Raw genomic sequence first — 13,737 nt, 5'->3', positions numbered from 1 at the left:
CGCAGAGTATGCAGGAGTGCATCGACAGAACGTCCTTCCGGCGCGGAGGTGACCGCTCTTGTTGGCCGCTACCCGCTGCCAATACGCTCGCGGTAGCCCGGCGGGCGGAAGCGGAGGCACCATGCGATACATCCGGAGACCGGTCAGCGCATCCCACCCGGCCTCCCCGTCGCGCGTCCAGGACCCGTTCCCGACCCGTCGACCCCTTTTGTTCGGCTACCTGATCACGCTCGGCGCGATCGGTGCCGTGGCCACCGGATTCATGCTGTACGGGCTGCGATCGATCATCTTCACCGTCTTTCTCGCGATGTTCGCGACGGTCGGCCTCGACCCGCTGATCCGCTGGTTCCAGCGGCGGGGGATGAAGCGGGGCTGGGCCCTCGTCACGGTCATCCTCATCGTCATCGCGGTGCTCGTCGGGGTCATCTGGGTGATCGTGCCGCTCATCGTGAACCAGATCTCGTTCCTCGCCGAGGCGATCCCCAAAGAGGTGGCGACCCTGCGCGCCCAGGGGTGGTTCGACTCTGCCAACGAGACCTCCAACGGCGCGCTCGGCCAGGTGGTCGGCTGGATCTCGCAGCAGGCGCAGAACCCGAAGACCTGGGCGACGATCGGCAACGGCCTGGTCGGCTTCGGCCTGTCGGTGCTCAACGGGGTGGCGACCGGCTTCTTCATCGCCATCCTGACCATCTACTTCATCGCGTCGTACGACGCCACCAAGCAGGCGGCGTACCGTCTCGTCCGCCGCTCCCACCGGGCGCGCTTCGAAAGCTACGCGGAACGCATCCTGCAGAACTTCGGCAAGTACCTCAGTGGGATGGTCATCCTCGCCTTCTGCAACGCGGTGTACAGCCTCATCCTGCTGCTCGCCACCGGTGTGCCCGGCGCCTTCCTGATCGCGCTGGCCGCCTTCTTCATCACGCTCATCCCGCTGATCGGGACGGTGCTGACGACCGGGGTCATGTCGGTGCTCGCGTTCATCCACTCGCCGGTCAGTGGCGTCGTGGTGCTGATCGCGATGCTGATCTACATGCAGGTCGAGGCGTACCTCCTCACACCGCGGGTGATGGGGAAGGCCGTGCAGGTGCCCGGATCGGTCGTCCTGATCTCCGCGCTGGCCGGCGCCACCCTGTTCGGCCTGCCCGGCGCGCTGGTCGCCATCCCCATCTCGGCCGGCATCATCCTGGTGATCAAAGAGATCGTGATGCCCCGCCAAGACCGCACCTGAAACGGCCGCCGCCCGATTGGCAACCGACGCCGATCGGATGCTAGTGTTGAGCCTCGGTTCGGGAAACCGCACCGGATGCGCCTCTAGCTCAATCGGCAGAGCAATTGACTCTTAATCAATGGGTTCAGGGTTCAAGTCCCTGGGGGCGCACCAGTACACCGCGAGGTGTGAGAAGCCCCCGATCCCCGGGAAGCACGGGATCGGGGGTTTTCTGTTTTCGTACGTCGGTGCGGGACGATGTCATGTCTCAGGACATCGGTGACAGTTCTGTCTCAATGGATCGGTGACAGTTTGAGCTGTCTTAGTCGTGACACTTCTCCTTGCCGACGCCATTGATGGCCCCGTGACGTTGTGGCCTAGGGTCGGGGCATGGATGTGTTCTGCCCGCGATGTGGGTCGCCGATGTCAGAGGTGGAGGGCTGGCTGACCTGCACTCGGGAGGGTGTAGAGGTCTCGCCGCATCTTCGGGGGGAGCTCGAGCGGTTTGTGGCGAGCCATCCTGTGAAGCCGGCTGCCTCGAGCCTCGGCCGCGGAAGCGAATGGCATTGTCCGGCGGATGGTGAGCTGCTCGCCCTCGACGACGGATTCCTGGAGTGCGGAACGTGTCATCGCTATCTCCCCGGCGGACTCCTCTATGAGACGGTCGAGTTCAACTGGCCGCCAGCGACCCAGGCGTGATCTCTCGTTAGCCGCGGCTGCCCTCGATCTTTGAGGGATGAGCGCGAGGCCGCGAAGAAGGGTTCGTCCGTTGGCCAACGGCGGCGGCGCTACGTACATGGAGGCCGACCTCTACGCTCAGCCCGCGAGGACGATTCCTGTCCTCCCCGACGGCAAGAACATCACGGTCGGGGTGATCACCTGCTCGGTGAGCGGCGGCACCGTCACGTGCAAGAACATCCACGGGTTCGGGTTCGCGCTGTCCATGACCACAGTGACGCTGCTGCAGTGATCGGCCTGCGCGCGACGGGATGCTCGCACTCGCGGTGACCATGCTCTCGGTGTCCGTCCAGAACTTCCTTTAGACGGAGCGAGCAAGTGGTGCATTCACCGGCCGCCGTGCTGGCGCTATCCTCGGTCCCGAATCGATGGTGGCGCAGAGCTCGCGAGGGTGGGGGCTGATGATCAACCTGCAATGGGGTTCCCAGAGGAATGGGCAACTCGATACCAGCACCCTGATCGACGTGTCCGGGCGCGGCGACTACCTCGAGCCGACCGCCGCCGTGCAGTGGCGGAACATGGCTGCGGCATGCAAGGCGGCGACGGGTGTGGCTCCTGCCCCGGCACCGGGGTCGTCCGCTTACCGTCCGCTTTCGATCCAGAAAGACTTCTACGCAACGTACCTGCGCGACGGGTCGCCCGTCGCTGCGGTACCCGGCACCTCGAATCACGGCTGGGGCCGCGCCGTGGATATGACCGGGTACGAGGGCAACTCGACGTGGCGCAGTCCGCGCACCGGTCACACGTACGCGGTCGACCTCACCGTGTGGAGCTGGCTGCAAGCGCACGCCGCCGGGTACGGCTACGACTGGGCGACCGGTGACGGGTCGGGCGAGGCGTGGCACTGGGAGTCCCTCACCCCGGCCGGCACGGCATCCCTCAGCGCATCATTTCTCACGGGAGGTTTCCTCATGGCACTCAGCGACGACGAGCAGGCCGAACTCCTGCAGAAGATTCGCGAACTGCGCAAGATCGAGCTGGTGCCCGGACAGGGCTACTCCTGGGGCAACGCAGCGAGCAACGCCGCTCAGGCGGCCGTCGACGCGCTGACGAAGCCGTCCCTTTTTCGGGTCCTTTCCGGCCCATCGACGTGCTCGTCTCACAGGTGCCGGCCATCCTGGCCGCCGTCGCCGCGCACCCGGCGGAGGGCGGACCGATCACGGAGGCGCAGCTGGACACGCTGTCGGCGAACCTGAAGGCGGGTCTCGGCGAGGATCTCGCCAACGAACTCGCCAAACGCCTTATTACCTGACCTCGCGTCGGGGAGGGGAAACGGCCACGGCCGGCCGACGGTTCCTCCCTTTCGTTGATTCCATGCGATCGGCGGCCCGAGTTCCTCCGTCCCCGGCGCGGTACTCCGTGGGGGTTGGCGAGCGAACGGAGGAGTTCTCGACGTTCCGGCGGGAAATGGTGGCATGCGGAGGATGCCCGGCCGTCTCGGGCCGCGATCGCCTCCCTTTCCGGTGGCGGTCGAGGTCCCGCCGTTGCGCGCCAGGTCAGGTGCCGGCCGTCGGGGCGGGCGTGGACGTGGACATGTGCGCCTGCGCCGGGGCGTGCACGATCCGGGTCGCCGTGACGGTGTCGCCCGCGCGGGATCCCAGTGCGCCCACCTTGTCGCCGACGGCGAAGGAGGAGGCCGTCGACGGCGCCTTCTTGGTGCCGAACGCGGTGGTCGAGCTCAGCTTCACCGTGAGGGTCGCACCGGACGCGGCGTTGAGCGTCCAGGTGTCGCCGTTGATGGCCGTGATGGTCCCGACGGCACCGTGCGCTTTGCTCTTGCCGTGCTTTCCGGCCTTCGCTCCTGTCGAGTGCGACGCGGCGGCCATCGGCGCGGACGCCGTGGTCTGGCTGCCGGCGACGGCGGCCGAGACGCCCCACGCCGTCCCGCCCGCCACCACGATCACGGCCAGGACGCCGGCTGTGATCGCAATGCCGACGGAGTGCCGGCGGAGAGGGGAGTCAACCACGGTCGGTGCCGGCTGGGTGGTCGTGTGATCGAGCGGCTGGGTGGCGAAGTCGTCGCCCTCGGGGGTGTCGTTCGTGTTCATGATGCCCAGGCTCGCAGCGGCATGTCAGCGCTCCGCCGGGGGAATGTAAGAGGACGGTAAGGAGACGGAGAACGCGGCCCCGCCTTCCGTTGCCGGTTCCACCGCGATCGAGCCCCCGAGCCTTCCGACGAGCCGCCGCGCGATGGAGAGTCCGAGGCCCGTCCCGACGGAGCGGACGTCCCGGTAGCGCGCGTGCAGGGCGCCGCGCTCGAAGGCGACCGCGATGTCATCCGCACTGAGTCCGGGACCGCCGTCGCGGACAACCAGTCGGGCGCCGTCCACGGTCGCCTGCGCCGCGACCACGACCGGTGCACCCTCGGGCGTGACGCGGAGGGCGTTCTCGATGAGGCCGTCCACCACCTGTCGCAGCCGCATCTCGTCGGTCGTGACGAAGACCGGGCTGTCCGGGATGTCCGGCGCGAGCCGAACTCCGGCGCGGGATGCGACTCCGCTCCAGGCGTCCACCGCCCTTTGCACGGTCTGCCGCGCGTCGAAGTGCTGCGGGTCGAGGGCGAAGTCGTCCGCCTCCAGCCGGGCCAGCTCCAGCAGGTCGCCGAGGAACAGCCGGAGCCGTTCCGACTCCCCGGAGAGGATGCTGCCGACGTGCGCAACATCCTCCGGGGCGACCACGCCGTCGGAGAGGGCCTCGGCGTAGCCGCGGATGGCGGTCAGCGGTGTCCGGATCTCGTGCGAGATGGAGAGCAGGAATTCGCGCTGCCGGTCCTCGCTGACGCTGAGGGCCGTGTCCAGCCCGCGCAGCGCCCGGGCGATGTCGTCGATCTCGGTCACCGACTCGTCCGCGATGACCACGCCGCGGCGGCCGGCGGCGAGTTCTCGCGCGCTTCCCGACAGGCGACTGAGCGGCTTGCCGAGCCTGCGGGCCACCAGCGCACCGGCCACGCTGGCCACCGCGAGCCCGATCACGAGCGCGACGAGGATCCACCTGACCAGTTCTGCGTTCGCCGCGGCGATGTCCGCGACCTTGCGCACTCCGACGATGCCGCCGCCGTCGGCGGTGGGGAGACCGATGAGCACCGCATCCTTGCCGCCCAGCGTCGTCGAGCCGGAGACCGTACGGCCGGTCTGCAGCTGGTGCACCACCGCAGGGCTCACCGACTCGCGGGCGTTGCCAGTCACGGTTCCATCGGGCTGCACCACGGCGAACCTGTCGCCCAGCGCCCCCAGCTTCGCCGCCGCCACATGCGAGCCGGTCGCGCGTGCCTTCACCAGTGCGGTCGCCTGCGCCCTCAGCTGCTGCCGTGCCTGATTCTCCGCGACGTTCTGCACGACCTGGACCGAGACGATGGCGGTCACGAGGACGGCGATGAGGCTCACTGCGAACGTGGCGAGCATGATCCGACCGGTCAGCGAGCCGCTCCACCATCCTCGCCGCTTCCCGCTCTCAGGCATCCTGCTCCGCCGCGCCGTAGCCGACCCCACGGACGGTGCGGATCAGACCGGATGCTGCGCCCAGCTTCAGCCGCAACTGGGCGACGTGCACATCGACCGTGCGGCTGCTGCTGTAGTCGGCGACGCCCCACACCGACGAGAGGAGCTGTTCGCGAGAGAACACACGGCCCGGCTGCGACATCAGGTGTTCGAGCAGGTCGAACTCGGTGGCGGTGAGCTCGACGCGGGCGCCCGCGACGTCGACACGCCGGCGGACCGGGTCGAGCTGGACATCCCCGATCCGGCGCTGCCCCGGCGCCGACTGGAGGGTGGAGCGGCGGATCAGTGCGCGGACCCGCGCCACGAGTTCACGCGGCGAGAACGGCTTGGTCAGGTAGTCGTCCGCTCCGAGTTCGAGCCCGAGGATGCGATCCACATCGTCGTCGCGCGCCGTGACGAACACGACCGGCGTCCAGTCGCCGCGGGCCCGGAGGGTGCGGCACAGTTCGAGCCCATCGAGACCGGGGATGCCGATATCGAGCACGATCGCGGCCGGGCGGAGCCGGGCGACCGCGTCGAGCGCGCGGGCGCCGTCGGTCTCCACGTGGACGCCGAAGCCGCCGTTGCTGAGGTACAGCCGTTCGAGGTCGACGATGGTCGCCTCGTCCTCGACGACCAGAATCAGGCCCTTGTCTTCGCCCACCCCTCCATCTTGGCGGTGGGCGCCGACCGTGAGCGCGCTTTCGCAGCCGCCTTACCGTTTCTTTACATTCCCCTCTCACGGCCCGAACCGGGCGGGCGTCGACTGTCGGTATGTCTCCCTCACGTTTCCGCCTCCGCGGCTCCACCGCCGTCGCGCTGGGCGCGGCGGTCGCGCTCGTCCTCGCCGCTGGCACCGCCGCGGTCACGGCCGCCGCCGTCACGACCGTGACTCCACCCCGCGTCTCGACCACGGGCTTCCCCTCCGGCGGCAGCAACCCGGGCATCTTCACCGACACCTGCGAGAAGGCATCCACCGCGCCGAACGACCCGATCATGATGCCGGGGATGACCGGGATGTCGATGCAGCACGACTTCTTCGGCAACCGCACGGTGACCGCCTCGTCGACCGCAGGCACCCTGCGGGGCGGTCAGACGACGTGCTCGACCACCTCCGACGCCTCCGCCTACTGGACTCCGGTGGTCTACCAGAACGGCCACGCACTCACCCCCTCCCGCACACTGCTCTACTGGCGGACCTCCTCCGCCACCGCCTCCACGACGACCACGATGCCCAGCGGCATCAGCCTGATCGCGGGAAACGAGACGGCGACCGCCCCGCAGAGCACGTCGGTCATCGACTGGACGTGTACGGCCGGCCCGGGCTCGCACCCGCGCCGCGCGGACACGCCCCGCGACTGCCCGGCCGGATCGCAGCTGCGCCTGGTGATCACCTTCCCGAACTGCTGGGACGGTCATACCTTCGACGGCCGGAACCAGTCGGGCGCGGTCTACGCGACCGACAGCGGCTGCCCGGCGTCGCACCCGATCCACATCCCGCAGATCGTGCTCCACGTCAGCTACCCCACGAGCAGCGGAGCCGGGATCACCCTCTCGACGGGTCCGCACACGCAGGGTCCGCCGATCACCGGGCACGCGGACTTCGTGAACGGCTGGAACCAGCAGCGCATGGATGCGGACGTCGCCGCCTGCGACACCGCCCAGGTGCGCTGCGGTCCGGTCCACGGCGCCGACGCCGCACCCGCCGGCGGGAAGGTGCGCACGGCGTCCACCCGGTGACGAAGGGAGGACGCGGCGGACTCACCGGTCGCGCGCGATGACCGAGAAGTCCTTCTCGCCGTAGCCGGCATCGACCGCGCGCTGCAGCTCCGCAGCGACGAGGGCGGCGGCGGGGAGCGGGACGTCGGCGGTGGCGAGCATCAGCCGGAGGTCTTTGGCCAGCAGGGAGGCCGAGAACTGCGTGTCGTCGAAGTCGCCGGAGGTGACGACCGGCCCCTTCATCGCCGCGATGGGTGCGATCGACGTCAGCGGCAGCATGCTGAGCACCTCGTCGGCGGAGAGACCGCCGGCGCCGCCCAGGCGGAGGGTCTCGCTCAGCGCCTCCATGGAGACTGCCAGCGCCAGATTCGCCACGAGCTTCGCGGCCGCGGCCTTCGCCGGCGAGTCGAAGGTGCGGATCTTGTCCGGATCCGCCCACAGGCCGACGATGCCGCGGGCCTCACGCACAGCGTCGTGCTCGCCCCCGATCAGTACCGCCAGGCTTCCGGCGCGCGCGGGGGCGAGCGAGCCGACGACGGGGGAGTGGACGTAGCGGATGCCGGCGGACGCCGCCCAGGCGGCGAAGTCCTCGGTGTCCGAAGGGGCCACGGTGGTCACATCGATCCACAGCGCACCGGAGGGGATGGGCAGCGCCGGCTCGATGACGGTCTCGCGTACGGCGTCCGGTCCGAAGAGCACGGTGAGGACGGCGTCGGCACCGTGGACGGCTTCCGCCGGTGAGGCGGCGATCCTCGCTCCGCGTCGGCCGACGGTCTCGGTCGGCCCGGGTGAGCGGTTCCACGCGCTGACGTGGTGGCCCGCGTCGATCAGGTGGGTGACGAGTTCGCGGCCCATGCGGCCGAGTCCGAGCAGTGCGATGTCCATGGCCCCCACTCTGCGCTCACCGACACGCGCACGGAAGGGGGTCAGCCGGTCAGCGCATCCCGGCGACGCAACAGGAAATCGCGCTCCGCGTCGCCCGCGCACAGCGAGGCTGCGATCTCGTACTCGTCCGCCGCCTCGGCCGTTCGCCCCAGTCGCGCGAGCAGCCCCGCCCGGATGCCGTGCAGCAGGTAGAAGCGCGCCAACGGCTCGCGCAGCGGGTCGACCGCCGCGAGCGCCGGCTCCGCGCCGTCCACCTCCGCGACGGCGACCGCGCGATTCAGGGCGACGATCGGCGTGGGGGCGACGCGCAAGAGCTGGTCGTACAGCGCCACGATCTGCGCCCAGTCGGTCTCGTCGGCGGTCCGGGCGTCGTCGTGGACCGCTTGGATGGCCGCCTGCAGCTGGTACGGACCGGGCCGGCCCCGCAGCAGACAGTCGCGCACGAGGGCATGCCCCTCGGCGATCGCGGCGGCATCCCAGAGCGTGCGGTCCTGCTCGGGAAGCGGGACGAGGGCGCCGTCGGGGTCCGCGCGGGCGGCGCGGCGCGCATCCACCAGCAGCAGGAGCGCCAGGAGGCCGAGCACCTCCTCCTCGTCCGGCAGCAGCGACCGGAGCACGCGCGCGAGACGGACCGCCTCGTCGCACAGCTCCTCACGGATCAGCCGTTCGCCGGCGCTCGCTGCGTAGCCTTCGCTGAACACCAGGTAGAGCACGGCGAGTACCGCGCTGAGGCGGCCGGGCAGGTCGGCGGCCGAGGGGATGCGGTACGGGATGCGCGCATCCCTGATCTTGGACTTCGCCCGCGAGATCCGCTGCGCCATGGTCGGCTCCGGAACGAGGAAGGCGCGCGCGATCTCGGCGGTGGTGAGGCCGCCGAGCAGGCGAAGCGTCAGGGCGACCCGGACCTCGGGCGCGAGGGCGGGGTGGCAGCAGGTGAAGATGAGCCGCAGCCGGTCGTCGCCGATGTCGTCGGCCGGCAGCTCCGGCTCTGCGGAGGTCAGCTCGCGCAGCACCTCGGCGCTCACCTCCTTCTCTCGGCCGACGGCGTCCCGGCGGATCCGGTCGATGGCGCGCCTCCGTGCGGTCGTGATGATCCACCCGGCCGGGGCCGGCGGGACGCCGTCGCGTGGCCAGCGCTCCGTGGCGACCGCGAACGCCTCCTGCACCGCGTCCTCGGCGCGATCGAGATCGCCGAGGACGCGGTACAGCACCGAGACGGCCCGGCCGTACTCCTCGCGGAAGGTGGGGGCGACGACACGCGCGCTGTCGGTCGGGCTCATCCCGGTGCTCACCCGGCGAACGGCCGCACTTCGACCGGCAGAGTGGATGCGAGCGCGACGCGCCTGCCCCACTCGAGTGCCGCATCCAGGTCGGGCGCTTCGACGATCGTGAAGCCGCCGAGATGCTCCTTGCCCTCGGCGAACGGTCCGTCGGTCACCAGCACGTCGCCGCCGGACGGGCGCAGCACGGTCGACGAGGAGGGCGGAAGCAGCCCGTTCGAGAACACCCAGGCGCCGGCGGCGCGGAGGTCGTTGTTGACGGCGTCGAGGTCCCGGCCGATCCGGGCGAGCACCTCCGGCTCCGGGATGGGGCCGTCGGGCTGGTAGACGCTGAGCAGGTACTGGGTCATGGTCGTGATCCTCTCCGGGCGCCGTCGACTGAAAGTGCGGCGCTCTCACCGTCTACACGAACGTCCTGCCGCATATTCGACAGCTCGGCGGCATCTGCGGACTATCTCGACCCAGCCTCCTCGACGCGCTCCAGAAGCGCCACACCGATCTTCGAGTCGGCCATGCCGTAGAAGACCCAGTCACGCCCGTCCACCGACTCGATCGCGGTCGGGAACACGACGTTCGGCACGATCCCGCTCCGCTCGTCCGGGGTTTCGGCGGAGAGCAACGGCTCCGCGGTGCGCTCGATCACCCGCCACGGCTCGTCGGCGTCCAGGATCATGGCACCGGCCGCGTAGTTCACGTTCTTCTGCTGGGCAACACCCGACTCCAGTCGCCCGGTGACGCCGTGGTGGAGGAGCAGCCACCCCTCGGGGACGCGGCGAGGCGCTGGGCCCGCGCCGATCTTCAGCTCCTCGAACGGGAACTCCGGTCCCGCCAGGAAGCGGTTCTGCCTCCAGCGGGCGAGCTCGCCGAGGTCGCGCTGCACCGCGTCGAGCGGGATGGACGCGATCCAGATGCTCGGCCGCGACTCGCCGGCGGGTGGATGCTCACCCTCGCCTGGCCGGATGTCGCCCAGGTCCCAGACCGGCCGGTGCAGCACCGCGAGGCTCGGCGTGCCGTCGGGGGCGGTGACCGGCTCGGGGAAGAACACCGTGTCCTTGTTGAGGAACAGAGCCAGATCGATCCCGAGCTCGTCGTCGTACTGGAACGACACAGGGCCCAACCGCCGCCACGCGCGCAGGTCGTCCGAGACCGCGACCGCCGTGCGCGGGCCCAGCGGACCGTAGGCGACGTAGGTCATGACGTGCAGCCCGAGCGACGCGATGAACGTGATGCGCGGGTCCTCCACGCCGGCGTTGCTGCGCCCGCGCTCGAACGCGCGGTCGGGCTCCAGCACGACGCCGTGCCGCTCCACCGCGACCGGGGTGCCGTCCTCGATCACCACACGGGCGAGGCCGACGCGCGAAACGTTGCCCTCGGCGACCAGCCGGGGGAGCAGGTACAGCTCACCGTCGGGGCCGCGGCCGGAGGCCGGGTTGAGGACGCCCTCCGCCTCGAGCGGGTCGCCGGCAGCGGGGGTCATCACCACGCCGGCGCGGGTCAGCCGATACGGAAACGGGGTCATGCGTCCACCTCCCGGTAGAAGTACAGTTCGCGGGTGTCCTTCGGCGCGTCCCAGCCCTGCGCGAACGACCAGCGGCCTGCGATCTTCTGGAGGCCGCCCCAGGCGAGGGAGCCGCCCCGGTTGAGCTCCAGCTGCGCGAAGGGGTCGTCGAGCCGGTACAGCGCCTGAGCGGCGGCGAAGTCACCGTGCTCGTCTGCGTAGAAGAAGTCCAGCACGAGGCGATCTCCGTCGACGACCGCGCAGGCGACCTCGAACAGGGAGCCGGCCAGCGGTGTCAGGTCGAGGTACGGCTGCGTCTCGAACCGCCAGTCGAGCCCGTCGCTGGAGCGTCCGATCGTGGGGCGGCCGCCGCATCCCTCCGACAGGAACATCAGGTAGTCGCCGCCGATGCGGACCGCGCGGCCGGTCTCGTCCCGAGGCAGGACGGCTCCCTTGGCCCAGTACTCGGAGACGTCGTACGGCACCACAAGGCCGCGCTTCTCCCAGTGCTCGAGGTCGTGGGAGACGGCCGACATGATGTCGACGGCCACCGTGCCGTCCTCCCGCCGCCAGATCGCGTTGTAGAACAGCACGTAGCCGTCGTCCAGCGCGTAGACCTTCGGGTCCTCGCAACCGAGCGTCTCGTTCGCGAGCGTCGGGTACACCACCGGGTTCTCGGGGGAGTCGTGCCAGGCGCCGTCGCGGCGGACGGCGTGACCGATCCGGCTCGCGGTCGACTCCTTGCGCGGTGATGCGCGATAGAAGAGGTGCAACTCGTCGCCACGCTCGATGACCGTCGGATTGAAGATGGAGTCGCTCGTCCATCCAACATCCGTCGGGTCGTCCCACTGGCCCTCCTGGCGGAAGGTCAGGTCGTCGTCCCGCTGGAACGGACCGATCGCCCAGTCCGGGCGCTCGGGGTAGTGCGCCGAGAACTGGTCGGTCGAGATGCGGTCGGTGAGCGCGTTGGTGTGCGCCAGGGCCTCGCGGTAGCTGGCGAGCAGAGCGTCGCGCTCGGCCGGTGCCGTGTGAAGGTCTTCCATGGTTCCTTATCTGTGTCTGTTCAGCCTTTGACGGACGAGCCGAGGTCGCTCGACGTGAAGTAGCGCTGGAACACGATGAACAGCACGACGACAGGCGCCGCGAGCACGACCGCGCCGGCCAGGATCGACCCGTACGGGTTTGCGGTGGACCCCGAGACCGTCGAGATGTAGTTCGCCAGCGAGACGGCGAGCGGCTGCAGGCTCGCCTCCTTCGTGATCAGGAACGGCCAGAGGAACTCGTTCCACGGGCCGATGAAGGTCAGCAGCAGCGCGGTCACGAGTGCCGGCCGCACCAGGGGGAGCGCGATCCGCCACAGCAGTGTGAACTCGCCCGCGCCGTCGATCCTTGCCGCGTCGAACAGCTCGCGCGGCAACTGGAGGAAGTACTGGCGGAAGATGAGCACAGCGGCGGAGTTGATCGCGAAGGGCAGGATCATCCCGAGGTAGTTGTCGGCGAGCCCGTAGCTGCGCGCGATGAGCACGTACAGCGGAATCATCAGCAGCTGGAAGGGAATCGTCTGCACCAGGAGCGCCAGGGCAAACGTCGCACCCCGACCGCGCCACTGCAGGATCGCCAGTGAATACCCGGCGAGGACGCCGAACACGACCGTCCCGAGCAGCACGCCACCGGTGAAGATGCCCGAGTTCACGAGGCCGCTGAGCAGGTTGATGCGCGAGTTGATCGCGACATAGTTGTTCAGCGTCAGGTTCCCCGGGTTCGGGAAGGCGCCGGCGACCGTCGTATCGGGCGACGTCTGCAGTGACCCGACGAACATGTAATAGAACGGGAACAGGAACGCGATCGCGCCGATGGCGAGCACGATGCCTTGAAGGATCGCCTGCCGCCGGCTCAGGTGGCTCGGAGTAGCGAGGTCACGCCGACGCTTGCGGGCAGGCGACGGTTCGGCGGTTCTGCGCGGTGCTGTCTGCGTCATCAGTCCCTCTCTCCTACGAAACGGTTCTGGAGCCACGCGATGATGAGCACACCGATCACGAGAACGACCCCGATGGCGGCGGCGTAGCCCGGGTGACCCTGCTGGATGCCCTGCTGGTAGATCAGCAGCACCGGGCTGGTGGAGTGCCCGTCCGGTCCGCCGCCTCCGGTCAGCAGGTACGGCTCGGTGAACAGGTTGGCGCCGGTGATCGTCGCGAGCAGGAGCACCAGGACGGTGGCGGTTCGCACGCCGGGCACGGTGACCGAGAAGAACTGGCGGACCTTGCCCGCCCCGTCGGTCGCGGCCGATTCGTACAGCTCGGTCGGCACGTTCTGCAGCGCTGCGAGGTACAGCAGGATGTAGAACCCGAGGCCTTTCCAGGTCACGTAGATCGCGATGGTCGGCATGGCCAGTGTCGGGCTGGAGAGCCAGCTGGGGCTCGGCGCGAGCGACCCGAGGATGTTGTTGACCAGCCCGTTCTGCCCGAACAGGAACAGCCACACTCCGATGATCGCAACGCTGGCGGTCACGTAGGGGACGTAGTAGCTCGTCCGCAGGAAGGTGCGGAAGCGCGTGACGCTGTTGAGGCCGGAGGCGAGCAGCAACGAGAGCACCACGGTGAGCGGCACGTTGATGATCAGGAAGATGCCGACGTTGACGAACGACTGCAGCACGGCAGGGTCGGTGAACGCCTGGATGTAGTTGTCCAGGCCGACGAACGGCCGGTTGACCGTGGCGCCCGGTGCCGCGAAGAAGTAGTCGAAGAACGACATGTACACCGCGAAGCACAGCGGGAACGCGAAGATCACCAGCACGAACACGATGTACGGCGCGCCGAACAGCCAGCCGAGCGGGTTCTTGCCGAGGATGCGTTGCACGATCGGCGCGCGGTGGCGCCGGCCCGGACCGGCGGCAGGCGTTGTGCCCGCCGCCGGTCGTGTGGAGATGGCGCTCAT

Annotated in this window: 14 protein-coding genes and 1 tRNA gene; 5 read left to right on the top strand and 10 right to left on the bottom strand. The window is 69.5% G+C overall.

The features are described from left to right. The first annotated feature begins 121 nt into the window (after positions 1–121). From AB4079_RS14465 to AB4079_RS14450, 4 genes are all read left to right on the top strand, one after another. On the top strand, positions 122–1,228 hold the full coding sequence (locus tag AB4079_RS14465) for an AI-2E family transporter (RefSeq protein WP_441788011.1): 1,107 nt from the start codon (positions 122–124) through the stop codon (positions 1,226–1,228). Positions 1,229–1,305: 77 nt separating this feature from the next. Continuing rightward, positions 1,306–1,381: transfer RNA gene (locus AB4079_RS14460), tRNA-Lys, on the top strand. A gap of 595 nt (positions 1,382–1,976) precedes the next feature. Further along, positions 1,977–2,177, top strand: coding sequence for a hypothetical protein (locus tag AB4079_RS14455; RefSeq protein WP_441788010.1), 201 nt, complete (start codon positions 1,977–1,979; stop codon positions 2,175–2,177). Between the two features lie 169 nt (positions 2,178–2,346). Next, complete coding sequence (locus tag AB4079_RS14450) at positions 2,347–3,141, top strand: D-alanyl-D-alanine carboxypeptidase family protein (protein ID WP_441788009.1); 795 nt, start codon at positions 2,347–2,349, stop codon at positions 3,139–3,141. A gap of 300 nt (positions 3,142–3,441) precedes the next feature. Here the strand turns inward: AB4079_RS14450 and AB4079_RS14445 are convergent, their stop codons facing one another. The 3 genes from AB4079_RS14445 to AB4079_RS14435 are packed head-to-tail and all read right to left on the bottom strand — an operon-like array spanning position 3,442 to position 6,085. Beyond that, positions 3,442–3,993, bottom strand: a complete 552-nt coding sequence (locus AB4079_RS14445) for a DUF5666 domain-containing protein (protein ID WP_441788008.1) — start codon at positions 3,991–3,993, stop codon at positions 3,442–3,444. A 24-nt stretch (positions 3,994–4,017) separates the two neighbouring features. After that, entirely contained in the window at positions 4,018–5,403 is a 1,386-nt protein-coding gene (locus tag AB4079_RS14440) for a HAMP domain-containing sensor histidine kinase (RefSeq protein WP_441788007.1), read from the bottom strand. Beyond that, positions 5,396–6,085: a response regulator transcription factor gene (locus tag AB4079_RS14435; RefSeq protein ID WP_441788006.1), complete on the bottom strand. Its 690-nt coding sequence runs from the start codon at positions 6,083–6,085 to the stop codon at positions 5,396–5,398. The genes AB4079_RS14440 and AB4079_RS14435 overlap by 8 nt, the downstream gene beginning before the upstream one ends. 110 nt (positions 6,086–6,195) lie before the next feature. On the opposite strand from AB4079_RS14435, the gene AB4079_RS14430 reads away from it, so the two are divergent. After that, complete coding sequence (locus AB4079_RS14430; protein ID WP_441788005.1) at positions 6,196–7,161, top strand: DUF1996 domain-containing protein; 966 nt, start codon at positions 6,196–6,198, stop codon at positions 7,159–7,161. 21 nt (positions 7,162–7,182) lie between these two features. Here the strand turns inward: AB4079_RS14430 and AB4079_RS14425 are convergent, their stop codons facing one another. The 7 genes from AB4079_RS14425 to AB4079_RS14395 all read right to left on the bottom strand — a co-directional run bounded on the left by AB4079_RS14425 (position 7,183) and on the right by AB4079_RS14395 (position 13,737). Next, the gene (locus AB4079_RS14425) at positions 7,183–8,025 is read right to left on the bottom strand and encodes an NAD(P)-dependent oxidoreductase (protein WP_441788004.1); all 843 of its coding nucleotides are present in this window, start codon (positions 8,023–8,025) and stop codon (positions 7,183–7,185) included. A 41-nt stretch (positions 8,026–8,066) separates the two neighbouring features. After that, complete coding sequence (locus AB4079_RS14420) at positions 8,067–9,305, bottom strand: RNA polymerase sigma factor (RefSeq protein WP_441788003.1); 1,239 nt, start codon at positions 9,303–9,305, stop codon at positions 8,067–8,069. A gap of 8 nt (positions 9,306–9,313) precedes the next feature. Further along, positions 9,314–9,655, bottom strand: a complete 342-nt coding sequence (locus AB4079_RS14415) for a YciI family protein (RefSeq protein ID WP_441788002.1) — start codon at positions 9,653–9,655, stop codon at positions 9,314–9,316. A gap of 101 nt (positions 9,656–9,756) precedes the next feature. Next, positions 9,757–10,824 (bottom strand): glycoside hydrolase family 130 protein, encoded by a 1,068-nt coding sequence (locus tag AB4079_RS14410; protein ID WP_441788001.1) that lies wholly within the window; start codon positions 10,822–10,824, stop codon positions 9,757–9,759. Continuing rightward, the gene (locus AB4079_RS14405; protein ID WP_441788000.1) at positions 10,821–11,846 is read right to left on the bottom strand and encodes a hypothetical protein; all 1,026 of its coding nucleotides are present in this window, start codon (positions 11,844–11,846) and stop codon (positions 10,821–10,823) included. The genes AB4079_RS14410 and AB4079_RS14405 overlap by 4 nt, the downstream gene beginning before the upstream one ends. Positions 11,847–11,866: 20 nt before the next feature. Beyond that, positions 11,867–12,781, bottom strand: coding sequence for a carbohydrate ABC transporter permease (locus AB4079_RS14400; RefSeq protein ID WP_441787999.1), 915 nt, complete (start codon positions 12,779–12,781; stop codon positions 11,867–11,869). Next, positions 12,781–13,737, bottom strand: coding sequence for a carbohydrate ABC transporter permease (locus AB4079_RS14395; RefSeq protein WP_441787998.1), 957 nt, complete (start codon positions 13,735–13,737; stop codon positions 12,781–12,783). The genes AB4079_RS14400 and AB4079_RS14395 overlap by 1 nt, the downstream gene beginning before the upstream one ends.

It is taken from the genome of Leifsonia sp. 2MCAF36 (assembly GCF_052115525.1).
Lineage (GTDB): Bacteria > Actinomycetota > Actinomycetes > Actinomycetales > Microbacteriaceae > Leifsonia.
This window is presented reverse-complemented; position numbering and strand designations above follow the sequence as displayed.